26 protein-coding genes are annotated in these 22,690 nt (G+C 71.1%); 18 read left to right on the plus strand and 8 right to left on the minus strand.

Annotated elements, in window-relative coordinates; genetic code table 11:
* Positions 1-3 precede the first annotated feature (3 nt).
* The 10 genes from SACCYDRAFT_RS09210 to SACCYDRAFT_RS09255 all read left to right on the plus strand — a co-directional run bounded on the left by SACCYDRAFT_RS09210 (position 4) and on the right by SACCYDRAFT_RS09255 (position 11,747).
* Positions 4-1,209: a hypothetical protein gene (locus SACCYDRAFT_RS09210; protein WP_005455619.1), complete on the plus strand. Its 1,206-nt coding sequence runs from the start codon at positions 4-6 to the stop codon at positions 1,207-1,209.
* Positions 1,210-1,288: 79 nt separating this feature from the next.
* A complete protein-coding gene (locus tag SACCYDRAFT_RS09215) occupies positions 1,289-2,674 on the plus strand; it encodes a replication-associated recombination protein A (protein WP_005455620.1) in 1,386 nt (461 codons plus the stop codon).
* A 67-nt stretch (positions 2,675-2,741) separates the two neighbouring features.
* Positions 2,742-3,143: a DUF948 domain-containing protein gene (locus SACCYDRAFT_RS09220; protein WP_005455622.1), complete on the plus strand. Its 402-nt coding sequence runs from the start codon at positions 2,742-2,744 to the stop codon at positions 3,141-3,143.
* Complete coding sequence (locus tag SACCYDRAFT_RS09225; RefSeq protein WP_005455623.1) at positions 3,143-3,481, plus strand: hypothetical protein; 339 nt, start codon at positions 3,143-3,145, stop codon at positions 3,479-3,481. The genes SACCYDRAFT_RS09220 and SACCYDRAFT_RS09225 overlap by 1 nt, the downstream gene beginning before the upstream one ends.
* 107 nt (positions 3,482-3,588) lie before the next feature.
* Positions 3,589-6,255 carry an alanine--tRNA ligase gene (alaS, locus tag SACCYDRAFT_RS09230; protein ID WP_005455625.1) on the plus strand — a complete coding sequence of 889 codons (2,667 nt, stop codon included), beginning with the start codon at positions 3,589-3,591 and terminating at the stop codon, positions 6,253-6,255.
* Positions 6,252-6,743, plus strand: coding sequence for a Holliday junction resolvase RuvX (ruvX, locus tag SACCYDRAFT_RS09235; protein WP_005455626.1), 492 nt, complete (start codon positions 6,252-6,254; stop codon positions 6,741-6,743). Before alaS ends, ruvX begins: the two co-directional genes overlap by 4 nt.
* 389 nt (positions 6,744-7,132) lie before the next feature.
* Positions 7,133-8,629 carry an endolytic transglycosylase MltG gene (gene mltG / locus SACCYDRAFT_RS09240; protein WP_005455627.1) on the plus strand — a complete coding sequence of 499 codons (1,497 nt, stop codon included), beginning with the start codon at positions 7,133-7,135 and terminating at the stop codon, positions 8,627-8,629.
* Positions 8,604-9,500, plus strand: a complete 897-nt coding sequence (locus tag SACCYDRAFT_RS09245) for a shikimate dehydrogenase (protein ID WP_005455628.1) — start codon at positions 8,604-8,606, stop codon at positions 9,498-9,500. Before mltG ends, SACCYDRAFT_RS09245 begins: the two co-directional genes overlap by 26 nt.
* A gap of 80 nt (positions 9,501-9,580) precedes the next feature.
* On the plus strand, positions 9,581-10,768 hold the full coding sequence (locus tag SACCYDRAFT_RS09250) for an endonuclease/exonuclease/phosphatase family protein (protein ID WP_005455629.1): 1,188 nt from the start codon (positions 9,581-9,583) through the stop codon (positions 10,766-10,768).
* Positions 10,769-10,802: 34 nt separating this feature from the next.
* On the plus strand, positions 10,803-11,747 hold the full coding sequence (locus tag SACCYDRAFT_RS09255; protein WP_005455630.1) for a D-2-hydroxyacid dehydrogenase family protein: 945 nt from the start codon (positions 10,803-10,805) through the stop codon (positions 11,745-11,747).
* A 6-nt stretch (positions 11,748-11,753) separates the two neighbouring features.
* On the opposite strand, the gene SACCYDRAFT_RS09260 is transcribed toward SACCYDRAFT_RS09255, so the two are convergent.
* The 7 genes from SACCYDRAFT_RS09260 to SACCYDRAFT_RS09290 all read right to left on the minus strand — a co-directional run bounded on the left by SACCYDRAFT_RS09260 (position 11,754) and on the right by SACCYDRAFT_RS09290 (position 16,720).
* Positions 11,754-12,566: a serine hydrolase domain-containing protein gene (locus SACCYDRAFT_RS09260; RefSeq protein WP_005455631.1), complete on the minus strand. Its 813-nt coding sequence runs from the start codon at positions 12,564-12,566 to the stop codon at positions 11,754-11,756.
* A gap of 58 nt (positions 12,567-12,624) precedes the next feature.
* Complete coding sequence (locus SACCYDRAFT_RS09265) at positions 12,625-13,269, minus strand: dienelactone hydrolase family protein (RefSeq protein WP_005455632.1); 645 nt, start codon at positions 13,267-13,269, stop codon at positions 12,625-12,627.
* The gene (locus SACCYDRAFT_RS09270) at positions 13,266-13,934 is read right to left on the minus strand and encodes a phosphoribosyltransferase (RefSeq protein WP_005455633.1); all 669 of its coding nucleotides are present in this window, start codon (positions 13,932-13,934) and stop codon (positions 13,266-13,268) included. The genes SACCYDRAFT_RS09265 and SACCYDRAFT_RS09270 overlap by 4 nt, the downstream gene beginning before the upstream one ends.
* Positions 13,935-13,963: 29 nt before the next feature.
* Complete coding sequence (locus SACCYDRAFT_RS09275; protein ID WP_043537172.1) at positions 13,964-14,257, minus strand: DUF6343 family protein; 294 nt, start codon at positions 14,255-14,257, stop codon at positions 13,964-13,966.
* Positions 14,258-14,343: 86 nt separating this feature from the next.
* On the minus strand, positions 14,344-14,610 hold the full coding sequence (locus SACCYDRAFT_RS09280; protein ID WP_043537173.1) for an HPr family phosphocarrier protein: 267 nt from the start codon (positions 14,608-14,610) through the stop codon (positions 14,344-14,346).
* A gap of 5 nt (positions 14,611-14,615) precedes the next feature.
* Positions 14,616-15,908: a PTS transporter subunit EIIC gene (locus SACCYDRAFT_RS09285; protein ID WP_005455636.1), complete on the minus strand. Its 1,293-nt coding sequence runs from the start codon at positions 15,906-15,908 to the stop codon at positions 14,616-14,618.
* Complete coding sequence (locus SACCYDRAFT_RS09290; protein ID WP_005455637.1) at positions 15,905-16,720, minus strand: GntR family transcriptional regulator; 816 nt, start codon at positions 16,718-16,720, stop codon at positions 15,905-15,907. The genes SACCYDRAFT_RS09285 and SACCYDRAFT_RS09290 overlap by 4 nt, the downstream gene beginning before the upstream one ends.
* A 148-nt stretch (positions 16,721-16,868) precedes the next feature.
* Between SACCYDRAFT_RS09290 and SACCYDRAFT_RS09295 the strand changes: the two genes are divergently transcribed.
* Together SACCYDRAFT_RS09295 and SACCYDRAFT_RS09300 are read left to right on the plus strand one after the other, a co-directional pair.
* On the plus strand, positions 16,869-17,105 hold the full coding sequence (locus SACCYDRAFT_RS09295; RefSeq protein WP_005455638.1) for a glucose PTS transporter subunit EIIB: 237 nt from the start codon (positions 16,869-16,871) through the stop codon (positions 17,103-17,105).
* Positions 17,102-17,557 (plus strand): PTS sugar transporter subunit IIA, encoded by a 456-nt coding sequence (locus tag SACCYDRAFT_RS09300; RefSeq protein ID WP_005455639.1) that lies wholly within the window; start codon positions 17,102-17,104, stop codon positions 17,555-17,557. Before SACCYDRAFT_RS09295 ends, SACCYDRAFT_RS09300 begins: the two co-directional genes overlap by 4 nt.
* Before the next feature lie 40 nt (positions 17,558-17,597).
* On the opposite strand, the gene SACCYDRAFT_RS09305 is transcribed toward SACCYDRAFT_RS09300, so the two are convergent.
* The gene (locus tag SACCYDRAFT_RS09305) at positions 17,598-18,038 is read right to left on the minus strand and encodes a Rieske (2Fe-2S) protein (RefSeq protein WP_005455640.1); all 441 of its coding nucleotides are present in this window, start codon (positions 18,036-18,038) and stop codon (positions 17,598-17,600) included.
* Between the two features lie 141 nt (positions 18,039-18,179).
* Here SACCYDRAFT_RS09305 and SACCYDRAFT_RS09310 point away from each other — a divergent pair, with 141 nt between their 5' ends.
* The 6 genes from SACCYDRAFT_RS09310 (at position 18,180) to aroQ (ending at position 22,650) form a co-directional block, all read left to right on the plus strand.
* Complete coding sequence (locus SACCYDRAFT_RS09310; RefSeq protein ID WP_043537174.1) at positions 18,180-18,560, plus strand: hypothetical protein; 381 nt, start codon at positions 18,180-18,182, stop codon at positions 18,558-18,560.
* Positions 18,561-18,686: 126 nt separating this feature from the next.
* Positions 18,687-19,337: a prepilin peptidase gene (locus SACCYDRAFT_RS09315; RefSeq protein WP_005455642.1), complete on the plus strand. Its 651-nt coding sequence runs from the start codon at positions 18,687-18,689 to the stop codon at positions 19,335-19,337.
* Between the two features lie 34 nt (positions 19,338-19,371).
* Positions 19,372-20,574, plus strand: coding sequence for a chorismate synthase (gene aroC, locus SACCYDRAFT_RS09320; protein WP_005455644.1), 1,203 nt, complete (start codon positions 19,372-19,374; stop codon positions 20,572-20,574).
* Positions 20,571-21,107 carry a shikimate kinase gene (locus SACCYDRAFT_RS09325; protein WP_005455645.1) on the plus strand — a complete coding sequence of 179 codons (537 nt, stop codon included), beginning with the start codon at positions 20,571-20,573 and terminating at the stop codon, positions 21,105-21,107. The genes aroC and SACCYDRAFT_RS09325 overlap by 4 nt, the downstream gene beginning before the upstream one ends.
* Positions 21,108-21,115: 8 nt before the next feature.
* Positions 21,116-22,222 (plus strand): 3-dehydroquinate synthase, encoded by a 1,107-nt coding sequence (gene aroB / locus SACCYDRAFT_RS09330; protein WP_005455646.1) that lies wholly within the window; start codon positions 21,116-21,118, stop codon positions 22,220-22,222.
* The gene (gene aroQ / locus SACCYDRAFT_RS09335; RefSeq protein WP_005455647.1) at positions 22,219-22,650 is read left to right on the plus strand and encodes a type II 3-dehydroquinate dehydratase; all 432 of its coding nucleotides are present in this window, start codon (positions 22,219-22,221) and stop codon (positions 22,648-22,650) included. Before aroB ends, aroQ begins: the two co-directional genes overlap by 4 nt.
* Positions 22,651-22,690 lie beyond the last annotated feature (40 nt).

Raw genomic sequence — 22,690 nt, forward strand, 5'->3', positions numbered from 1 at the left:
ACGATGATTCTGGATGCCTCCTCCACCGACGGATCGTCGATCGGTGCGGGAGCCGAACCGTCTCCGGTCGCGCACGCCGTGGCGACCGCCGAATCCGTTCTCGCCCAGCGTTTCGGCAGTGCGATCCCGCTCGCGGAGCCGGAGGACCTCGCGGGTAGCGGCCCGGCCGTGGTGGTCAGGGCCAGGGTGGCGTCGTCGGCGTTCGCGCTGCCGCGGACGCTGGTGGTCAAGCACTACCCGGACGAGTCGACGAGCGCTTCGTTCGCCAGGGAGGCGGCGAGCTACCAGTTGTTCACGGCCCTGCCGCCCGAGGAGCGCGTGTGCCCCGAGTTGCTGGCCCACGACGGCGACAGGCGGGTCCTGGTGATCGAGGATCTGGGGCGCGCTCCGACGCTGGAGGACAAGCTGCGCGGTTCGGACAGCCGTGCGGCCGAGACGGCGTTGCTGTCGTGGGCGCGGTCCCTCGGGCGCATGCACGCCAGCACCGCCAGCCGGGAAGCCGACTTCCACGCGTTGTTGCGGCGGCTCAGCGGGAGGTCCCGCGGGGACGACGAGGCGGGTTACCTCGACGGTGAGGAGCTGGTGCCGCTCGCGGCGGTGGCGGAGCTGCCCGCGTTGCTGCACGACTCGTTCGGGGTGACGACGCCGGAGACGGTGCTCGATGCCGTGGAGCGGGCGGCGGACAACGCCCGCTCGGTGTCGTACCGGGCGTTCTCGCCCGTGGATCTGTGGCCGGACAACAATCTGATCACCGGAGCCGGGGTGCGGTTCCTCGACTTCGAGCACGGCCGCATCCGCAGTGCGCTCACCGACGTCGCCCACCTGCGGGTGCCGTTCGCCTCCAGCCGGCAGCCGCTGGCTCTGCCCGCGGGACTGAGCGAGGCGATGACCGCCGCGTGGCGGGCGGAGGTCGTCGACCTCTGGCCCGCGCTCGCCGACGACGAGCTGCTGTCGGCCTACACGCTGGGTGCGCAGTTGGTGCTCGTGTGGTTGTCGACGTGGCGGGAGCTGCCGAGACTCGCCGACACGAGGAAGGCGAGCCCCACCAGCCGGGCCGCGGCCCTGGTGACGTGGTGGCGCGACCTGGCGGCCCGCGCCGCTCAGGGCGGTGACGCCGCCGTCTCCGAGCACGCCGCGGCTGTGGCCGCCGCTCTGGACACGCGGTTCGAGCCGAATCTCGACCTGGCGCTGTATCCGGCGTTCCGCTGACCACGGCGGTGGGTGCGGCAGGACGGCGAGGACACGACGGCGAGAGACTCCTGTCCGCCCCTGCGGTTACGGTCAAGGGGTGCACCAGGACGAACTCTTCAGGGTGAACCCGGACGTCGCCGAACAGCCGTCCCAGCAGGCGGTGCCGCGCGTGCAGGCCACCCCGCCGAACGCGCCGCTCGCGGTGCGGATGCGGCCCCGCTCGCTCGACGAGGTCGTCGGCCAGCAGCACCTCCTGGGCGAGGGCGCGCCGCTGCGCAGGCTCGTGGAGGGCGCGACCCCGGCCTCGGTGTTGCTGTACGGCCCGCCGGGCACGGGTAAGACCACGCTCGCCAACCTCGTCTCCACGGCCACCGGGCGGCGGTTCGTGGCGCTGTCGGCTCTGTCGGCGGGCGTGAAGGAGGTCAGGGGCGTCATCGAGGAGGCCCGGCGCCGCCGCGCGTACGCCGCCGAGGACACGGTGCTCTTCATCGACGAGGTGCACCGGTTCTCCAAGACCCAGCAGGACGCGCTGTTGGGCGCGGTGGAGGACCGCACGGTGCTGCTCGTCGCGGCCACCACGGAGAACCCGTCGTTCTCGGTGGTCGCGCCTCTGCTGTCGCGCTCGCTCGTGCTCGGGCTGCGCCCGCTGGACGACGCCGACATCACAGCGCTCGTCCGTCGCGCCGTGGCCGACGAGCGTGGCCTCGCCGGCTCCGTGGAGATGACGGACGAGGCCGTGGAACACCTCGTGCGACTCGCCGCGGGGGATGCGCGCCGGGCTCTGACCGCGCTGGAGGCGGCGGCGGAGGCCGCCACGGTCACCGGCACGGCCACCGGGCGCCCGACCGTGGACCTCGCCGTCGTGGAGTCCACGGTGGACAAGGCCGCCGTGCGCTACGACCGCGACGGTGACCAGCACTACGACGTCATCAGCGCGTTCATCAAGTCGATTCGCGGGTCCGACGTCGACGCCGCCCTGCACTACCTCGCCCGCATGATCGAGGCGGGGGAGGACCCTCGGTTCATCGCCCGCAGGCTCGTGGTGCACGCGAGTGAGGACATCGGGCTGGCCGATCCCACCGCGCTGCAGGCGGCTGTCGCCGCCGCCCACGCCGTGCAGTTCATCGGCATGCCCGAGGGACGCCTCGCGCTCGCCCAGGCGACCGTGCATCTCGCCACGGCGCCCAAGTCGAACGCCGTCATCACGGCCATCGACGCCGCCCTCGCCGACGTGCGTTCGGGCGGCGTGGGCACGGTTCCCCCGCACCTGCGGGACGGGCACTACTCCGGCGCGGCGGCGCTCGGCAACGCCCAGGGCTACCGCTACCCGCACGACGTGCCCGAAGGCGTGCTGGCCCAGCAGTACCCACCCGACGAGTTGGTCGGCCGGGACTACTACCGGCCCAGCAGGCACGGCGCGGAGCGGACTCTGTACGAACGCGTCCCCAAGCTGCGCCGCACGATTCGGGGAGGCGGTCGGTAGCGGCTGACGACGCGCGGTAGCCTGACGGCCAATCCTGGTGGTCACACGATACTTTCGAGGAGGGCACGTGTCGGCAGGGCAGATCGCCGCGTTGATCGCCGCAGGCGCCTTCGTGCTGCTGGTGTTGTTCCTGGCGATCGCGTTGGTCAAGCTCGGCCGCACGCTGGACGAGGCCACGATCGCGATCCGGAAGGCGCACGAGAACACCGATCCCATTCTCACCGGGGCGAACGAGACGATCACTCACGTCAACGCGCAGTTGGAGCGGGTGGACGGCATCACGGCCAACGCGCAGGCGGTGTCCGGCAACGTCTCGGCCCTGACGTCGGTGTTCACGGCCACGCTCGGCGGCCCACTGGTCAAGACGGCAGCGCTGTCCTACGGCATCAGCAAGGCGCTGCGTGCGCGGCGCAGCAAGGCCGAGGACGGCAAGCACTCCCGCCGCAGAAGGAAGAAGGGCGGTAGGTGATGAAGCGACTGTTCTGGCTCGGCGTCGGTGTCGCCGCCGGGGTGAGTCTGGCCCGCAAGGCGAGCGAGACGGCTCGTCAGGCGACTCCCGCCGGGTTAGCCTCGAACCTGGGTGACGCGGTGCGGGAGTTGGCCGGCGCGATCGGGGCGTTCGGCGCGGACGTCCGTGCCGGTATGAGCGAGCGGGAGCAGGAGCTGAACGACATCGTGGAACGGCGCTCGGGTCTGCCGCGGCAGACCCGGCCGGGGCCGTCCTCGCCGGTCAGGGGTGAACGGTCGCGTGGCAGGCACTCCGCGGCCGAACCCCGGACGCGGCGAGCGCGTCAGGCGGGGCTCTGACGCGGCCACGCCGTGTCGGCGCCGTGGGGCCCCGCCGCCTTCGTTCGCATCCATCCTGACCGTTCGCGCGACACCGCGCCGGGACAGCATCACGCCAAGGACGACCAGTGGAAACTCACGAAATCAACAAACGGTTCCTCGACTACTTCGAAAAGCACGGCCACACCAGGGTTCCCAGCGCGTCGCTGATCCTGGACGACCCGACATTGCTGTTCGTCAACGCGGGGATGGTCCAGTTCAAGCCGTACTTCCTCGGTGAGGTGCCGCCGCCCTACCCTCGCGCCACGAGTGTGCAGAAGTGCGTGCGCACCGGTGACATCGACGAGGTCGGCAAGACCACGCGCCACAACACGTTCTTCCAGATGGCGGGCAACTTCTCGTTCGGTGACTACTTCAAGCAGGGAGCCATCGAGCGGGCGTGGGAGCTGCTCACGACGTCGCAGGACGCGGGCGGTCTGGGATTCGACCCGGACCGGCTGTGGGCCACGGTGTACGAGCACGACGCCGAGACCGCGGCGATGTGGCGGGACATCGCGGGCCTGCCGTCGGACCGCATCCAGTTCCGGGGTGCCGACGACAACTACTGGGACATGGGCGTGCCCGGCCCGTGCGGCCCGTGTTCGGAGATCTACTACGACCGGGGTCCCGAGTACGGTCGCGACGGCGGCCCGGCGGTGGACGAGGACCGCTACCTCGAGATCTGGAATCTCGTGTTCATGCAGGAGATCCGTGGCGAGCTGAGCCCGAAGAAGGGGCACCCGCCCATCGGTGAGCTCCCGCAGAAGAACATCGACACGGGCATGGGCATCGAGCGGGTCGCCTACCTGCTGCAGGGCGTGGAGAACGTCTACGAGACCGACCTGGTGCGCCCGGTGATCAACCGGGCCGAGGAGTTCTCCGGCCGTCGCTACGGTGCCGACCACGCCGACGACGTGCGCTTCCGCGTGATCGCCGACCACGCCCGCTCGGGTGTCATGCTGATCGCCGACGGCGTCACGCCCGGCAACGAGGCTCGCGGGTACGTGCTGCGCCGCCTGCTGCGGCGGATCGTCCGTTCGATGCGGCTGCTCGGTGTGCACGAGCCTGTGCTGCCGGAGTTCGCCGCCGTGGTGCGTGACGCGATGGCGCCCTCCTACCCCGAGGTCGAGCGCGATTTCGACCGCATCAGCGACGTGATGCGGGTGGAGGAGGAGACCTTCCTCTCGACGTTGACCAGCGGGTCGCGCATCTTCGACCTGGCAGCGCAGGAGACCAAGCGCTCGGGCGGCACGATCCTGGCCGGCGACAAGGCGTTCCAGCTGCACGACACCTACGGCTTTCCCATCGACCTGACCCTGGAGATGGCGGCCGAGCAGGGGCTGGCGGTGGACGAGGACGGTTTCCGCACGCTCATGGAGCAGCAGCGGCAGCGTGCCAAGGCCGACGCCGCCGCGCGCAAGACCGGCCACGGTGACCTGTCGGTCTACCGCGGCCTGCTGGAGCAGCACGGTGAGACCGAGTTCGTCGGCTACACCGACCTCCAGGCCACGGCGCGGGTGCTGGGACTGCTCGTCGACGGAAAACCCGCGCGTTCGGCCAAGGAGGGCACCAAGGCCGAACTCGTGCTGGACCGCACTCCGTTCTACGCCGAGGGCGGTGGCCAGATCGCGGACACCGGTGTGCTCGTCGGTGACGGCGCCGAGCTGAAGGTGCTCGACGTGCAGAAGGCCGTGCCGGGCCTGTTCGTGCACCGTGTCGAGGTCGTCGCGGGCGAGGTGGGCGTCGACACGGAGCTCGCCGCCTCCGTGGACGGCACGCGACGGGAGTCCATCGCGCGTTCGCACTCAGCCACCCATCTGGTGCACGCGGCCGTGCGCGGCGCCTACGGCAACCGTGCGGCCCAGGCCGGTTCGCTGAACACGCCCGGCCGTATGCGGTTCGACTTCACCACCCCGAAGTCGGTGTCGGCCGACGTGCTGACGGAGGTCGAGGAGGAGGTCAACGACTACCTCCAGACCGACGTCGAGGTGCAGGCGTACACCACCACGAAGGACAAGGCCCTCGAACTGGGCGCGGTGGCGCTGTTCGGTGAGAAGTACGGCAACAACGTTCGGGTCGTCGACATGGGCGACTACTCGCGTGAGCTGTGCGGCGGTACCCACGTCGAGCGCATCGGCCAGCTCGGCCTGGTCAAGCTCGTCAGCGACGCCTCGGTGGGCTCGGGCGTCCACCGTGTCGAGGCGCTGGTGGGCACCGACGCGCTGCGGCACGTGCGCAGGGAACAGTTGTTGGTGTCGCAACTCGCGGGCACGTTGAAGGTGCCGACCGACGAACTGCCCTCGCGCGTCGAGGACGTGCTCACCCGCCTGCGCAACGCGGAGAAGGAGATCGAACAGTTCAGGCTGCGCGAGGTGCTGGGTTCGGCGGACACGCTGGCGGGCCGGGCTCGGGATGTCGGCGGGGTGTCCGTCGTCGCCGAGAAGCTCGACCAGGCCGTCGACGCGGGAGCGCTGCGGGCGCTCACCGGCGAGGTGCGCAACCGGCTCGGGTCACGGCCCGGTGTGGTGGCGCTGTTCTCCCCCGGGAGTGAGGGCAAGGTGAGCTTCGTGGTGGCCACCACGGCCGCCGCGCGGGACGCCGGTCTGGCCGCGGGCAAGCTGGTGCCGTCGTTCGCCGAGCCGCTCGGCGCGCGTGGCGGCGGCAAACCGGACATGGCGCAGGGGGGCGGCACCCGCCCGGAGGGTGTCGAGCAGGCCATCGACGCCCTGCGTGCGGCCGTCGCGGCGAGCCGGTGAGCGATACCGGACCCGACCGGCCCGGTGTGGACGATCCCGGGCCCGGTCGGCGCCTTGCCGTGGACGTCGGGTCGGTGCGGGTCGGGGTCGCGCTCAGCGATCCCGCGCCGATCCTGGCGACACCACTCGTTACCCTGTCGCGTGATGTCGACACCGACAGGGACCTCGACGAGCTGAGTCGGCTTGTCACCGAGCACGACGTGGTCGAGGTGATCGTGGGACTTCCGAGGACACTGGCCGACCGTCACGGCACCGCTGCCGCCATCGCCATGGACTACGCACGGCGACTGGCCGAGCGGGTTGCGCCCGTAGCGGTCCGGCTGGCCGACGAAAGGCTGAGCACCGTGAGCGCGAGCCGCATGTTGTCGCAGCGGGGTGTGAAGGGACGCAAGCAACGAGCCGTGGTCGACCAGGTCGCCGCCGTGGAGATCCTCCAGGGCTGGCTCGACGGCCGTGCTGCCGCCATCGCACGGGAGGCGGAACGGTAGTGAGCGCACCGTACGACGGCCCGGATCCCCGCAGCCGGCGGCGTCCCGGCCCGCCTCCGCCGCGCCACCCTCGGGGCCAGCAGCCCCCGCCGCAGCCGCCGGGACAGCCTCCGCAGGACCCGCCGCCGCGAGGGCCCCGGCACCAGGCCCCGCCTCCCGCGCGGCCACCCCGGCACGCGGTGAGCGGGGAGAACCCGTTGCCACCGCGCCGTCCGCACCCCGCACCCCGCCCCCCGGCCCCCGAGCAGGATCTTCCACCCCGGCACGTGCGTGACCAGGGTGATCTGCTGGACGACGGGCAGGCGGCGGTCCCTCCGCCACCGCAACCGCCACAGCCAACACAGCCACCACAGACACCGCCTCCGGTGAGGCCTGCGGGCAGGCCGCCGATGCGGCGGCGCAGGCCCACACCCAACGACGGTGTGCCGCCGGACGACAACCCCACCGAGATCCTCGAACTCCACGAGCCCTACGACGACCTCTACGACGAGGAGATCGAAGGTGACTACCGCGGCTACGAGGATTACGAGGATTACGAGGACTACGACGACTACGAGGACCACGAAGCCGGGTACGGGGACCGTGATGCCGACGACGGACTCCGAGGCGGTGCTCGGGGGGACCTCGGGGAGCGCGACCGGGACCGTGACCGCGGTGAGCTCGGCGATCCCGACGACAGCGCCGAGCACGACTCCGGCGACGACCGTGCGGAGCCGGGGTTCTTCGACGACTCCGACGACGACGAGCTCGACACCGGGCGTGAGGGCCGGGGCCGCAGGCTGTTGAAATGGGTGGCCGCCCTCGCGCTGCTGGCGGTGTTGGGCGCCGGAGCGTTCTTCGGTGCGCGCGAACTGCTGGGCTTCGGCTACGACGACTACGAGGGGACCGGCGAGAAGGACGTACTCCTCCACGTGGAGGAGGGTGACGTCACCAGCGTCATCGCGTCGAAGCTCGCCGAGCTCGACGTGGTGGCCAGTGCTGAGGCCTTCGTCAAGGCCGGTGAGGACGACGAGCGGGTGCTCGGCATCCAGCCCGGCTACTACCAGGTCAAGACGAAGATGTCCGGGGAAGCGGCAGTGCAGGCCCTCGTGGCCGACGAGGCCAGGGTCGGTCATCTCCAGATCAGGGCCGGTACCAAGCTCTTCGACGTCATCCAGCCCGACGACTCGGTGACCCCCGGGATCTACACGCTGCTGGAAGAGGCGTCGTGCGCGCGGCTGAACGGCGAGGAGAGGTGCGTGTCGGCCGACGAACTGCGCGAGACCGCCGACTCCGTGGACCTCGCCGAGCTCGGCGTGCCCGACTGGGCCGTCGAGGCTGCGGAGAGCGCCCCGAAGGGCCGCAAGCTGGAGGGCCTGATCGCGCCGGGCGTCTACGACGTCAAACCCGGCGGGGACGCCAAGGCCCTGCTGTCGCAGGTGCTCGAAGCCTCGGCCACGAGGATGGAGGCCGCGGGCCTGCCGAGTGCCGCGGGCAGCACGCCGTACAGCCCGTACCAGGTCCTGGTCATCGCGTCGATCGTCGAGATGGAGGCTGTGAAGGCCGACTTCTCGAAGGTGTCCAGCGTCATCTACAACCGGCTGGAAGCCGACATGCGGTTGGAGATGGACTCCACGGTCAACTACCCGTTGAAACGGCCGACCTTGACCACCAAGGGGGAGGAACGGCTCAAGCAGACACCGTGGAACACCTACAGTATGAAGGGGCTTCCCGAGACTCCGATCGGCTCGCCGAGCCTGGAGGCCATCGAGGCGGCGCTGGAGCCGGAGGACACTCGCTACAAGTACTTCGTCAAGTGCGAGAAGAACGGCCTGTCGTGCTTCAACGAGGAGTACGAGGATCACCTGGCCGACCGGGACGATGCGCAGGCACGCGGTGTCTACTGAGCCCGGTGTGTCCACAGTGATCCCTCGCAGGGCGGGGGTGCTCGGTTCGCCCGTGCGGCACTCGCTGTCTCCCGTCCTGCACAACGCCGCGTACACCGCTCTCGGACTCGCCGGTTGGCACTACGACACCCACGAGGTCGACGCCGAGTCGCTGCCGGAGTTCGTCCACGCGCTCGGAGACGAGTGGGTGGGGTTGTCGGTGACCATGCCGGGCAAGCGGGCGGCGTTGGCCGTGGCCGACGAGGTGACACAGAGAGCCCTCGCTGTGGAGGCCGCCAACACATTGGTACGCCTGCCCTCGGGCGGGTGGCGTGCCGACTGCACCGATGTGGACGGTGTCGCGGGCGCGCTGCGGGCCGCGGGCGGCCTCCGTTCCGGGGAGGGGCGGACCGCCGTGGTCCTGGGAGCTGGAGGTACGGCCTCGGCGGCCGTGACGGCTCTCGGCGAACTCGGTGTCGCGGACGTCCACGTCGTGGTGCGGGAACCGGCGCGGGCCCAGGCCACCACGGAGGCGGCACGCCGGGCCGGGCTGGCGGTCTCCGTGCACCGGTGGGCGGAGGCTGATTTCGGCGCGCTCGCCACCGGGGCGCAGGTGCTGGTCAACACTGTGCCGCCCGAAGCCGTCGCGCCACACGTGGGTGAGCTCGCCGCGGTGCCGTGCGTGCTCGACGTGATCTACCACCCGTGGCCGACGCCGCTGGCCGAGGCTGTGACGGCTCGTGACGGGCGGGTGGCCACGGGACTGGACATGCTGCTGCACCAGGCGTTCGGCCAGGTCGAGCAGTTCACCGGACGTCCCGCTCCGCGCGAGGTGATGCGCGACGCGCTACGGGAGGCCACCGGAGGCGTCCTGCCGTTGCCGCTGGACTGAACACAGCACGGAACGCGAGGGACTCCTGCTGTTCACCTCCGCCCGATAGGGTGGCCGTGTCGATCGGCAGTGGAGGTGCGATGCGCGGAAGGGTCGTGGCACTGGCGGCCGCGTTGGTGTTGTCGGGAACCGCCGGAGTCGCGTCGGCGAAGCAGGCCGACCGGGAGCCGGTACGGTTCGCGACGTTCAACGCCTCGCTCAACCGCGCCGCCGAGGGGGAGCTGCTCGCCGACCTGTCCACGCCGGACGACGAGCAGGCCAGGGCCGTCGCCGAGGTGATCCAGCGCAGCAGGCCCGACGTGCTGCTGGTCAACGAGTTCGACTACGTGGCGGGCGGTGCCGCGGCCGACGCTTTCCGGCGCAACTACCTCGAAGTGCCGCAGAACGGCGCGAAACCCATCCACTACCCGTACGCCTACACCGCGCCGGTCAACACCGGCGTGCAGACCGGGCACGACCTCAACCGCGACGGGACGGTCGACGGCCCGGACGACGCACACGGCTTCGGAGCCTTCCCGGGACAGTACGGGATGCTCGTCCTCTCACGGCATCCCATCGACACCGAGCGCGTGCGGACGTTCCGGACCTTCCTGTGGAAGGACATGCCCGGCGCACTGCTTCCGGACGATGTGGACACTCCGGAGGCGGGGGACTGGTACCCGCCGGAGGTGCTGGAGACACTGCGGCTGTCGTCGAAGTCGCACTGGGACGTTCCCGTCCGTGTGGGACGGCGGACCGTTCACGTGCTCGCCGCGCATCCGACTCCACCCTCGTTCGACGGCCCGGAGGACCGCAACGGCACGCGTAACCACGACGAGATCCGGTTCTGGGCCGACTACGTCACCCCCGGCCGGGGTGGTTACGTCTACGACGACGAGGGCCGTCGGGGTGGCCTCGCTCCGCGCGAACGGTTCGTCATCGTGGGCGACTACAACGCCGATCCGCTGGACGGTGACAGCACCGCGGGTGCCGTGAACCGGTTGCTCGACGCGCCGCGCGTCCGCGACACGCGGCCCGCCAGCGCGGGTGGTGCGATGGCGGCGCGGGTCCAGGGCGGCGCCAACGACGGCCATCGCGGCAGCCCGTGGTTCGACACCGCCGACTTCGGCGACGAGCAGCCGGGCAACCTGCGCGTCGACTACGTGCTGCCCTCGCGCGGGATGAGGGTCGTACGTGACGGTGTGTTCTGGCCGGTCCCCGGCACCGGGCTCGACCGCCTCAACGCCGCTTCCGACCACCACCTGGTGTGGGTGGACGCACGTCCCTGAGGTCGTGCCCGGTTCGCGGCGCTAGCGTGGGGGCATGCGGATCGCGATCCTCGACGACTACCAGAACGTCGCTCTCGAACTGGCCGACTGGGAGTCACTCGACGCCGACGTCCACGTGTTCACCGAACACATCGCCCATCAGGACGAGCTCGTGCGGAGGCTGGCGGGCTTCGACGTGGTGGTGGCCATGCGGGAACGCACGCCGTTCCCCGACTCGGTGCTGTCTCGGCTTCCGGAGCTGCGGCTGCTGGTGACCACGGGACAGCGCAACGCGTCCATCGACGTCGAGGCCGCGCGCAGGCACGGCATCCTCGTGTGCGGCACCGGATACCTGCCGCATCCCACGGTGGAGCTGACGTGGGCGTTGATCCTCGCGGCCTGCCGTCACCTGCCCACCGAACTGCGGGCCATGCGGGACGGCGGCTGGCAGAGCACACTCGGCACCGGCCTGCGGGGCCGCACCCTGGGGGTGCTCGGCCTGGGACGGCTCGGCGCGCAGGTGGCCAGGGTCGGGCAGGCCTTCGGCATGCGCACGATCGCGTGGAGCCACAACCTCACGCCCGAACGGGCCGCCGAACACGATGTCACGGCGGTGACGAAGGACGAGTTGCTGGCGAGTTCGGACGTGCTGACGGTGCATCTCGTGCTGAGCGAGCGCACCCGGGGACTCGTCGGGGCCGCCGAACTCGCCGCCATGAAGCCCACCGCGTTGCTGGTGAACACCTCGCGTGGACCCATCGTGGACACCGAGGCACTCGTGCACGCGCTGCGCGACGGCGTGATCGGCGGAGCGGCCCTCGACGTGTACGACGAGGAGCCGCTCTCGGCCGATCATTCACTGAGGTCGTTGCCCAACGCCGTGCTCACCCCGCACATCGGGTTCGTGACCCGGGAGACCTACGAGGTGTTCTACCGCGACGCCGTGGCCGACATCGCCGCGTTCCAGCGGGGCGAGCCGGTGCGCGTGCTGGAGCGCTGACCACCGTCAGGCGAGTTCGGCGAGTACGGCGTCGGTGAACTCAGGCCACACCTGCGCGGCCCAGGGGCCGAACGCCCGGTCGGTCAGCGCGATGCTCGCCACGCCCGCGTCGGGGTCGACCCACAGGAAGGTGCCCGACTGGCCGAAGTGGCCGAACGTCCTCGGCGAGCTGCGGTTGCCGGTCCAGTGGGGGTCCTTGTGGCCGCGCAGCTCGAAACCGAGCCCCCAGTCGTTGGGCTTCTGGTGGCCGAAGCCGGGCAGGACGCCGTTGAGGCCCGGGAACGCGACCTGCGTCGCAGCGTCCAGAGTGGATCGATCGACCAGACTCGGTGCCTGGAGTTCGGTGGCGAAGCGGACGAGGTCGTCCACACTGGACTCCGCACCCGCGCCCGGCGAGCCCTTGAGGACGGTGTCGCGCATGCCGAGCGGCTGGAACAGTGCCTCGTCCTGGTAGGTGTCGAACGCGATGCCGGTGTGCTCGGCGAGCGCGTCGGCGAGCTGCTCGAAACCCGCGCTGGAGTACAGGCGGCGCTGGCCGACAGGGGCGAGCACCTTGTGTTCGTTGAACCCGAGGCCCGCGGTGTGCGCGAGCAGGTGCCGGATCGTGGCGCCCTCCGGGCCCGCGGGCTGGTCGAGGTCCACAGCACCCTCCTCGACGGCGATGAGGGTGGTGTAGGCCGTGAAGAGCTTGGTCACCGACGCCAGGGGGAAGACCCGTGCCGTGTCACCGTGGGTGCCGAGTACCGTCCCGTCCGCCCTCACCACTGCCGCCGCCGCGTTGTCGACGGGCCACTGCTCGATCAGCCGCACGCTCTCCATGGCTCCACTCTAACGGGGACACGTCGGGGAACCGCGGACACGAGACGCGCTGGTTCGCTCAGCCGGTCAGCTGCCGGGTGAACCACGTCCCGGCGAGTTCGGCGACCTGCTCCAGTGCCCCGGGTTCCTCGAAGAGGTGCGTCGCCCCGGGAACGATCTCCAGCGCGTGCGGACCGGCCAGGCGATGCGCGGCCTGCTCGTTGAGCCGTAGTACCTGCGTGTCGGAGCCGCCCACCACGAGCAGGGTGGCGCATTCGACCTCCGTCAGCGCGTCGCCGGCGAGGTCGGGCCGTCCCCCGCGTGAGACCACGGCGCGGACCGCCTCCGGCCTGCGCGACGCGGCGACGAGCGCCGCCGCCGCTCCGGTGCTCGCACCGAACAGGCCGATCGGCAGGTTACGCGTCGTGGTGTCCTCACGGAGCTGGTCCACGGCGGTGACGAGCCGATCGGCGAGCAGGCCGATGTCGAACCGGAGTTCCCCCGTCGCGGCGTCGTACCGTTCCTCGTCCTCGGACAGGAGGTCGAACAGCAACGTCGCCAGTCGGCGGTCCTGGAGGCTGCGGGCCACCGCCACGTTGCGCGGACTGTGCCGGGAACTGCCGGACCCGTGCGCGAACGCCACCACACCGAGCGCGTCGGAGGGCACCGTGAGGTCGCCCGACAACGCCGCCGAGCCCGCCGCCACACCGAACGGAACGGTCACGAGGTCCTCCCGGAGTACTGGTCCAGGAGCGCGACCACCTCGTCGTCGGTGGTCTGGGAGAAATCGCCGTACCACTGGCCGACGGCCTGGAAGTGCGGGGGCTCGGACACGCAGACCACCCGGTCCGCCTCGTCGTGGAGTGCGGAGGCGGCCTGCGGGGCGCACACGGGGGCTGCGAAGACGAGCCTGCGCGGTCCCGCCTGCCGCAGCGAACGCAGGGCGGCCGTGGCCGTCACACCGGTCGCGAGGCCGTCGTCGACCACGATCACGTCCCGGCCCTCGAGCCGTTCGGGATCGCGACCGCCCTGGTAGACGTCGAGTCTGCGCAACACTTCCCTGCGCTCACGTGCGCCTGCCCGGTCGAGGTCCTCGGGGGTCATGCCCAGCCTGCGCACACTGTGTTCGTCCACCACCACGGGACCGTGGGCGGTGACCGCGCCGATACCGAACTCGGGCCGTCCCGGCGCGCCGATCTTGCGTGCCACCGTCACGTCGAGCGGCGCCCCGAGTTCCGCCGCCACCTCGGCGGCCACGGGAACCCCGCCTCGGGCGAGACCCAGTACCACGGGATCGACCCAGTCGGTGTCCCGCAACACTTCGGCGAGCGCACGCCCTGCCGCGCTGCGGTCGGCGTAAACACGTCCTGTGACTGTCCTGGGCGTCATCGCCTACCCCGATCGCTGTCCATGCTCGCTCACCCCGGTTCCCCGCGCCGCTTGCGATGGACGACCCACCCCAGGTCCACCAGGCTGCCGAGTCCGACGACGCCGAGCAGCACGGTCCCCCACCACTCGCCGTAGTAGGCGAACAGGATCGCCCCGCCCACACAGAGGATCACGGCGAGAGTCGCGAGCACGATCCGCAGGGTCAGCGCACTGTACGCCGGTGCGGCCCCGCCGAAGCCGCCGGTGGGATCGTGGTAGTCGGGCAGGCCTCGCGCGTACTCCTCGCGGGTGCGAGGCCGGTTCTGATGTGCTCGTGCCTGCATGCCGATCGAGTACCCCGACCGGGCGGTACGCACACGCGCCCGACTCCTGGTGGAGCCCGGGCGCGTGTGGGGGGACGGACTGAGTGTCAGCCGTCGAGGTCCTGGGCGACGACGTCGGCGACCGCGTCCACGGCCGCCTCGGCTCCGTCACCCTCGGCGGCGATCACGACCGTGTCGCCGTGGGCCACGCCGAGTGTCATCAGGTTGAGCACACTCGACGCGGCCACCGGCGTGCCGCCGTCCTTGGCGATGGTGACCTCCACGGACTGCGCCGCCGCGGTCTTGGCGACCAGGGCCGCCGGCCTCGCGTGCAGTCCGACCTTGCTCGCCACCGTCACTGTGCGTTCGGGCACTTCCGTCATCCCTTCGTCGTCGGGCCGTCGGTTGCCGAGTCGGCCTCCTTCGCCGTGCGCCTGCCCTCGTCGTCCGCTGCCGCGGACACCTCCGTGGCGCCCTCGTCCTCCTCGCGGCCGGGGGTACGGAGGTTCCACTTGGTGATCACCCACCGGAACAGCAGGTAGTAGATCGCCGCGTAGACGAGGCCGATCGGGACGAGCAGCCACGCGTTGTTGGCGGCCTCGGCTCCCGAGTTGAGCAGGAAGTCGATCCCGCCCGCGGAGAACGTGAACCCGAGGTGGATGTCGAGCGCGTTCACCAGGGCCAGCGAGACACCGGTGAGCACCGCGTGGATCAGGTACAGCGGCCACGCGACGTACATGAAGGAGAACTCGATCGGTTCGGTGATCCCGGTGAGGAACGCCGTGAGGGCGGCGGTGATCATGATGCCGCCGACGACCTTCTTCTGGCTCGGGCGCGCGGTCTGCCAGATCGCCAAGGCCGCCGCGGGCAGGGCGAACATGAAGATCGGGAAGAACCCGGTCATGAAGGCACCGGCTTCGGGGTCGCCCGCGAAGAAGTTGTTGATGTCGCCGCCGTCGAACACGAACCACACCGGCACGTTGAGCAACTGGTGCAGGCCGACGGGAATCAGCAGTCGGTTGAGCACACCGTAGACACCGCCGCCGATCACCGCGTCACTGGTGGCGAGCTCACCGAGGTGGTTGATGCCCGCGTTGATCACCGGGAACACCAGCCCGAACACCACTCCGAGCAGCAGGAGCACGACGGAGTTCACGATCGGCACGAACCGCCGTCCACCGAAGAACGCGAGGTACGGCGGCAGCTTCACGCGGTGGAACCGCTGCCACACCACCGCGGTCACCAACCCCACCACGACCCCGGACAGCACGCTGTACGGCCACTTGATCGGGGCGAGGTACCAGCCGGGTGTCGGCTCGAAGCCCTCCAGTTCCTCGATGGGTGCGAAGACCTGCACGACCTTGCTGAACACGACGAACCCGACCACCGCCGCCACGCCGGTGGAGCCGTCGCCCTTGCGGGCGAACCCGACCGCGATCCCGACGGCGAACAGCAGCGGCAGCCAGTCGAACAGTCCGCCGCCCGCGGCGGCCAGCACCTTGGCCACGTCGGCCGTCGCGTCCCAGCGACCCAGCATGTCGTCCTGCCCCAGCCGCAGCAGCAGGCCCGCGGCGGGCAACGCGGCGATGGGCAGCATGAGGCTGCGGCCGAAGCGTTGCAGCCCCGCGAGCCCCTTCCCCTTGCGTTTCTTCGTGTCGGACGTGGTGCTCATCGGTGTCCTCCCTGCACTCCCGTACTGGTGTGGGTTCCTGTGGGGCCGACGTTCGGTGGGTGGGTGGCGTCCAACGCCACCGTGACCTGGTACCGGTCGCCCCGGTACCAGGAGGTCATGTCCTCGGCGACCCGGCCGCCGATACTGGACAACCGCCGGAAGGAGAGCAGCGGCGCACCGGGGCGCAGACCGAGCAACCCGGCGTGTCCGGCCTCGGCGGCCTCGGCGGTCACGGTCTGCTGTGCGGTGTCGAAACGTACCCCGTGGTACCGGGCGAGCTGGGCGTACACCGACCCGGTCAGGTCGAGGTCGCGCGGGTCCGGCACGACGTCCGGGTGGTACCAGCCGTCCTCGACGGCCAGTGGAACGTCGTCGGCCTTCCGCAGCCGCCGGATGTGGTGGGCGGGCCTGCCGGGGGCGAGGCCGAAGACGCGGCGGGTGCGTTCCGGTGGCACGGCCGTGTTGGTGGAGAGCACCTGGCTGCTCGGTGTGAGCCCTCGCCTTCGCATGTCGGCGGTGAACGACATGAGGTAGAGCGAGAGGTCGATGCGTCGTGCCGCCGTGAAGGTGCCCCTGCCGCGGACCCGGTGCAGCAGCCCCTCCTCCACGAGCCTGCCGACGGCGGTACGGACGGTGAGCCGTGAGACGCCGTAGCGCTCGGCAAGCTCGCGCTCCGAGGGGATCGCCGTCCCGGCGGGCAGTTCGTGTTCCACCATCCGGCGCAGGATCGCCCGGAGCTGGGCGTGCTTGGGCGTCGGCCCGTCGAGGATGCGGTCGGCGCACTCCGTCGTGCCGCCGCGGGCCCGGCCCATCGCCCACCTCCGTACTCGCCCCAGCGGCTCGAGATTGGTACGTTCCGGTCTAGACCACTGGCGTGGTGGGGCAGAATGCTCCGTGTCCCGCCCAGGTGTCAACCACCGTTACGCGTTTGTGGCTCGAGACAACGAGAAGGAGGCCGCGATGACGGACGACAGGCCGGAGAAGATTCTTGCGGCGCTCGGCGGCGCCGACAACGTCGTCGAGATCGAGGGATGCATCACCCGGCTGCGCTGCGAACTGGAGGACGGCTCCGTCGTCGACGAGGGCGCGCTCAAGCAGCTCGGCGTACACGGGGTCACGAGGATGGGCGACGTCGTGCAGGTGGTCGTGGGGCCGGAGGCCGACGCCATCGCCGAGGACATCCAGGACCTGTTGTGAGTCTGACAGTGCAGAGCCCCGTCGCGGGCACGACGATCCCCATGACCGATGTGCCGGACGCGGTGTTCGCGCAGGCCATGGTGGGCCCCGGAATCGCGGTGCGACCGGAGGAGGGGCAGGCCGACGCGGTGGCCCCGATCGACGGCACCGTGGCGACCCTGCACCCGCACGCGTTCGTCATCGCGGGTGCCGACGGCCGGGCCGTGCTCGTACACCTGGGCATCGACACCGTCAAGCAGAAGGGGGAGGGCTTCACGCTGCACGTCGTGCGAGGTGAGGAGGTGCGCGCCGGTCAGCCCGTGATCGGCTGGGACCCCGGTGCCGTGCGGGCCGCCGGGTACTCGCCGGTGGTGCCCGTGGTGGCGCTGGACGCCGCCGCCGACTCGCTCTCCGCCGTCCAGGCCGGTCGGCCGATCGCCGCGGGGGCACCGCTGTTCACCTGGAACGGCTGAGCACCTGCTCGCGGGCGACCTCGCACGGAAGAGCCGCCCGTCACGCCGTGACGATGCCGTTGCCCTCGATCGTGACCTCGATGGCGGGCAGCGGCGCGTCGGCGGGACCTCCGCGCACGGCACCGGTGAACGGGTCGAACGTGGAGTTGTGGCACGGGCAGCGCAGCTGGGACTGGTCGGGGACCACGGTGCAACCCTGGTGGGTGCACACCGCGCTGAAGGCGGTCACCTCGTTCTCCGAGCGCCGGGAGAGGATGGCCTCGCGGCCGTCGGGGGTGGTCACGGACGTGGCCGAGCCGACGGGCACGTCGTCCAGCGCGGCGAGACGGGTTCCCTTGGGGACCGTGGTCTGCGGCTGTCCACCGCCCGGCTCCCGGCCTTCGCCCGAGCAGGCGGCGAGGACGGCGGTTCCGAGGGCCGCCCCGGCCACGGCGGCTCCGGTCGTCAACACGGTGCGGCGAGAATGCGCGTGACCGGTCATGTGTCCTCCCGTCGTCCGGTCCGTTGCCGTTCACTCCTCCGGGGAGAATGTGAGAACTTGATTATCCGGGAGGCCTCCGGCGCGTCGGCGCACGGGCTCTTCCCGAGCGGCACGGGCGACACCGACGACATCGGGGGCTTGATGATCGGCTGGACACTGCGGGTGCTCGTCGCGGGCGGGCTGCTCGGCTCGGCATGGGTTCACTGGGTGGTGTGGCAGGACTGGGCCGCGGATGTCGGGGTGGTCGGCCCGCTGTTCCTCGTCAACGTCGTCGCGGGTGTCGGGCTCGCGGTGGCGGTGCTGGCCTGGAGGCATCCGCTGGCGGCCGCCGGGGCGGTCGCGTTCGGCCTGGTGACCCTCGCGGCGTACGTGCTGTCGCTGACGGTCGGCTTCTTCGGCGTGCGGGAGCAGTTCGCCACGCAGGAGGAGCTGTGGGGCGTGGTCACCGAGGTGGTGTGCGTGGTGTTCGGGGCGGCGCTGCTGTCGCCCCGGGTACGGGCGGCCGAGCGGCGTCGGGGCTGACACCTCGGCTCCATCGGGGGCTGCCGTCACCCGGCCGGGCGAAAACCGGGGCGAGACCGAACCGAACGTGACCGTTCGGTCGCCGTGTGTCTTGCCGATGAGTGAGGCGCGACGCAGGCTGGCGCCATGCACTGGGGAATACTGCTGGTCTGTCTCGGAATGGCGACAGGGTGGGCAGCGGGCCACCTGCTCGCAGGCTGCGCCCGGCCCGCGCCCGTACCCGTCGGGTGGTGTGCCGCCGGGACCGGCGCGCTGTGGTGTGCGGTGTGGGCGCTGGGACGGGCCGGCGCGCTTCCGGGATGGTGGCTGCCGATTCCCCTGGCCGCCACGGCCTTCGCGGTTCCGTTGGCGACCGCGGACGTCCTCCACCGCAGGCTGCCCGACGTACTGACCCTGCCCGCGTACGGGCTCGGGGCCGTGGCCGTGTGCGCCGCCGCGATGGGCGGGCCGGGCCCTCCACTCGTGGTCACCGCCGTCGCCGGCGGGGTCGCGACGCTGGGCGCGCACATGCTCGTCCGTGGTCTCGCGCCCGCCTCGCTCGGCGCCGGTGACGTCAAACTGGCGGGGAGTCTGGGAGTGCTCGCCTCCGCCGCGGGGTGGCCGACGCTGGTGGTGTCGATGGTGCTCGCGTCGTCGGTGACCGCGGTGCTGGCCGTGGTGGCGGCCCTGGCACGGGTCCGCAGGTGGCGGGAGGGCGTCCCCCACGGACCCGGCCTGCTCGCCGCCACGTGCGCAGGTGTTCTGTTCCCCGGCGGGCTTCCGCCGGTGGGCAGCTGACACGGTGTTTTGGGCGCGTGACAACATGGGCGCTGTGTTGCGTTGGATAACCGCTGGTGAATCGCATGGTCCGGCCCTCACTGCCATTCTCGAGGGCATGGTGGCGGGCGTGGAGATCACGACCGACGAGGTGAGTGCCCAGCTCGCCCGCCGTCGTCTCGGCTTCGGCCGGAGCCCACGCATGGGGTTCGAGGCCGACCACGTGGAGTTCCTCGGCGGTGTCCGGCACGGGCTCACCCAGGGCGGGCCCATCGCGGTGAAGATCGACAACACCGAATGGCCCAAGTGGGAGAAGGTGATGTCCGCCGACCCGGTGGACGCATCGGAACTGGAGGGGCTGGCGCGCAACGAGCCGCTGACCCGTCCGCGTCCCGGGCACGCCGATCTGCCGGGGATGTTGAAGTACGGCTTCGACGAGGCGAGGCCCGTGCTCGAGCGGGCCAGCGCGCGGGAGACGGCGTCGAGGACGGCGTTGGGCACGGTGGCCAGGGCCTTCCTGCGGCAGCTCCTTGGGGTCGAGATCGTCAGTCACGTGGTGTCGATCGGCCGGGCGAAGGCGTCTGAAGGGCCGTTGCCGGGGCCCGCCGACCTCGCGGCCGTCGACGAGAGCCCGGTGCGCGCGTTCGGTCAGGAGGCCACCGACGCGATGGTCGCCGAGGTGGAGCAGGTCAAGAAGGCGGGTGACACCGTGGGCGGTGTCGTCGAGGTGATCGCCTACGGTCTGCCGCCGGGCCTGGGGTCGCACGTGCACTGGGACCGCCGTCTCGACGCTCGGTTGGCCGGTGCGCTGATGGGTGTGCAGGCCATGAAGGGCGTCGAGGTGGGTGACGGCTTCACCACGGCGGAACGCTGGGGTAGCGAGGCCCACGACGAGATCGACGCGAGTGCCGCGCCGAACGGCGTGACGCGCCGTAGCAACCGCGCCGGCGGGCTCGAAGGGGGCATGACCAACGGTGAGCCGCTTCGCGTGCGCGCGGCCATGAAGCCCATCTCCACCGTCCCACGTGCACTGTCCACAGTCGACGTCGCGACGGGCGAGGCCGCGGTCGCGATCCACCAGCGCTCTGACGTGTGCGCCGTGCCGAGGGCTGGGGTCGTGCTGGAGTCGATGGTGGCGCTCGTCCTCGCCGAGGCGGCACTGGAGAAGTTCGGCGGTGACTCGCTGGCCGAGTCGCGGCGCAACGCCGAGTCGTATCTGGAGAGCGTCCGCGAGTTCTGGGAGCGGCCGCACCGGTGAACGACGTGATCCACGAGGGCCCGATCGTGGTGGTCGGGCCGCCCGGCTCGGGCAAGAGCACGGTGGGCAGACTGCTGGCCGAACGCCTCGGGACCGACTTCCACGATGCGGACGCCGACATCGAACGGGAGCAGGGCCGCACCATCTCGGACATCTTCGCCGCCGACGGCGAAACCGCGTTCCGCGTGATCGAGGAGGAAACCGTTCACCGGGGCCTACGCGAGTACACGGGTGTGTACGCGCTGGGCGGCGGCGCGGTGCTGTCGGAGCGCACCCGCACGCGCCTGGCGGGGTACCCGGTGGTGTTTTTGAACGTGGGGATGGCCGAGGGCGTGCGGCGCACCGGTCTGTCCAGCGCCCGGCCGCTGCTCGCGGGAGTCAACCCGCGTGCCACCTACAAGGCGTTGCTGGACGCCCGGCTCCCGGTCTACCGGTCGGTGGCCACCGTCGAGGTCGACACCGACGGCCGGACACCTGAGGACGTCGTCGCGGAGTTGACGGCGAGCCTGGCCCGGCCTGGAACACCGGAGTGAGGAGAGACATGACCGAACCCGTCCGGATCGCGGTGCGAACCGCGCAACCCTACGACGTCGTGGTGGGTCGTGGCCTGCTCGGCGAACTCACCGACGCGGTGCGTGACGCCTCGAAGGTCGCGATCATCCACCCGCCCACCCTCACCACCACGGCCGAGGCCGTGCGCGGGGAGCTCGCGGAGGCGGGTCTCGACGCGCACCGGGTCGAGATTCCCGACGCCGAGGACGGCAAGGCCCTTTCCGTGGCCGACTTCTGCTGGGAGGTGCTGGGCCGCATCGGGCTCGACCGCCGAGGTGTGGTCGTGGGCCTGGGCGGCGGCGCCGTCACCGACCTCGCCGGGTTCGTGGCGGGCACCTGGATGCGCGGCGTGCGGCTGGTCAACGTGCCCACCACGCTGCTGGGCATGGTGGACGCGGCGGTCGGCGGCAAGACCGGTATCAACACCGACGCGGGCAAGAACCTCGTGGGCGTGTTCCACGAGCCGTCGGCCGTGCTGGTCGACCTCGCCACACTGGAGACCCTGCCGCGCAACGAACTCGTCGCCGGGATGGCCGAGGTCGTCAAGGCCGGTTTCATCGCCGATCCCCGCATTCTCGAACTGATCGAGGCGGACCCGGCCGCCGCCGTCGACCCGGCAGGGGACACGATCACCGAACTGGTGCGCCGGTCGATCCAGGTGAAGGCGAACGTCGTCGCGGCGGACCTGAGGGAGAGCGACCTGCGGGAGGTCCTGAACTACGGTCACACGCTCGCACACGCCATCGAGCGCCGCGAACGGTACCGCTGGCGGCACGGCGCGGCGGTGAGTGTGGGCCTGGTGTTCGCGGCCGAACTCGCCCGCCTCGCGGGGCGGCTCGACGACGCGACGGCCGACCGCCACGCCACAGTGCTGCGAGCGTTGGGGCTGCCGACGACCTACGACGCCGACGCCCTGCCGCAGCTCATCGAGTCGATGCGTTCGGACAAGAAGACCCGCTCGGGCACGCTGCGGTTCGTGGTGCTCGACGGTCTCGCCAAGCCGGGCAGGTTGGAAGGGCCCGATCCGGCGTTGCTGGCCGGGGCCTACTCCGCCGTCGCGGGCGGCGCGGCGGACGAGGGGGGAGTGCTGCTGTGACCGTTCATGTGCTCAACGGCCCCAACCTCGGCAGGCTGGGCACCCGCGAGCCGGACGTGTACGGCTCCACCACCTACGACGACCTCGTGCGGCTCTGTGTCGAGACCGGGAAGGAACTCGGTCTCGACGTCACCGTGCGCCAGACCGACCACGAGGGCGAACTCGTGGGCTGGCTGCATGAGGCCGCCGACGTCGCGGCACCGGTGATCCTCAACGCCGGGGCGTGGACGCACTACTCGATCGCGGTGCGCGATGCCGCCGCGCAGCTGCGGGCGCCGTGGATCGAACTGCACATCAGCAACGTGCACGCCCGCGAGCCGTTCCGGCACCACAGTGTCCTGTCCGACATCGCGACGGGAGTGGTCGCAGGGCTCGGGGTGGACGGATACCGGCTCGCGCTGCGCTGGGTGGCCGACAACACGCGCTGACTCCGCGGCGCGATCTCTAGACTGAGCGTGACGCCGCCGG

It is taken from the genome of Saccharomonospora cyanea NA-134 (assembly GCF_000244975.1).
GTDB classification, from domain to species: Bacteria; Actinomycetota; Actinomycetes; order Mycobacteriales; family Pseudonocardiaceae; genus Saccharomonospora; species Saccharomonospora cyanea.

Excerpts from the sequence above, each read along its gene's own strand:
- SACCYDRAFT_RS09210 (WP_005455619.1), top strand. The coding sequence starts at position 4 with ATGATTCTGGATGCCTCCTCCACCGACGGATCGTCGATCGGTGCGGGA.
- SACCYDRAFT_RS09225 (WP_005455623.1), top strand. The coding sequence starts at position 3,143 with ATGAAGCGACTGTTCTGGCTCGGCGTCGGTGTCGCCGCCGGGGTGAGT.
- mltG (WP_005455627.1), top strand. The coding sequence starts at position 7,133 with ATGCGGCGGCGCAGGCCCACACCCAACGACGGTGTGCCGCCGGACGAC.
- SACCYDRAFT_RS09245 (WP_005455628.1), top strand. The coding sequence starts at position 8,604 with ATGCGCAGGCACGCGGTGTCTACTGAGCCCGGTGTGTCCACAGTGATC.
- SACCYDRAFT_RS09250 (WP_005455629.1), top strand. The coding sequence starts at position 9,581 with ATGCGCGGAAGGGTCGTGGCACTGGCGGCCGCGTTGGTGTTGTCGGGA.
- SACCYDRAFT_RS09255 (WP_005455630.1), top strand. The coding sequence starts at position 10,803 with ATGCGGATCGCGATCCTCGACGACTACCAGAACGTCGCTCTCGAACTG.
- SACCYDRAFT_RS09260 (WP_005455631.1), bottom strand. The coding sequence starts at position 12,566 with ATGGAGAGCGTGCGGCTGATCGAGCAGTGGCCCGTCGACAACGCGGCG.
- SACCYDRAFT_RS09270 (WP_005455633.1), bottom strand. The coding sequence starts at position 13,934 with ATGACGCCCAGGACAGTCACAGGACGTGTTTACGCCGACCGCAGCGCG.
- SACCYDRAFT_RS09275 (WP_043537172.1), bottom strand. The coding sequence starts at position 14,257 with ATGCAGGCACGAGCACATCAGAACCGGCCTCGCACCCGCGAGGAGTAC.
- SACCYDRAFT_RS09285 (WP_005455636.1), bottom strand. The coding sequence starts at position 15,908 with ATGAGCACCACGTCCGACACGAAGAAACGCAAGGGGAAGGGGCTCGCG.
- SACCYDRAFT_RS09290 (WP_005455637.1), bottom strand. The coding sequence starts at position 16,720 with ATGGGCCGGGCCCGCGGCGGCACGACGGAGTGCGCCGACCGCATCCTC.
- SACCYDRAFT_RS09295 (WP_005455638.1), top strand. The coding sequence starts at position 16,869 with ATGACGGACGACAGGCCGGAGAAGATTCTTGCGGCGCTCGGCGGCGCC.
- SACCYDRAFT_RS09305 (WP_005455640.1), bottom strand. The coding sequence starts at position 18,038 with ATGACCGGTCACGCGCATTCTCGCCGCACCGTGTTGACGACCGGAGCC.
- SACCYDRAFT_RS09310 (WP_043537174.1), top strand. The coding sequence starts at position 18,180 with ATGATCGGCTGGACACTGCGGGTGCTCGTCGCGGGCGGGCTGCTCGGC.
- SACCYDRAFT_RS09315 (WP_005455642.1), top strand. The coding sequence starts at position 18,687 with ATGCACTGGGGAATACTGCTGGTCTGTCTCGGAATGGCGACAGGGTGG.
- aroB (WP_005455646.1), top strand. The coding sequence starts at position 21,116 with ATGACCGAACCCGTCCGGATCGCGGTGCGAACCGCGCAACCCTACGAC.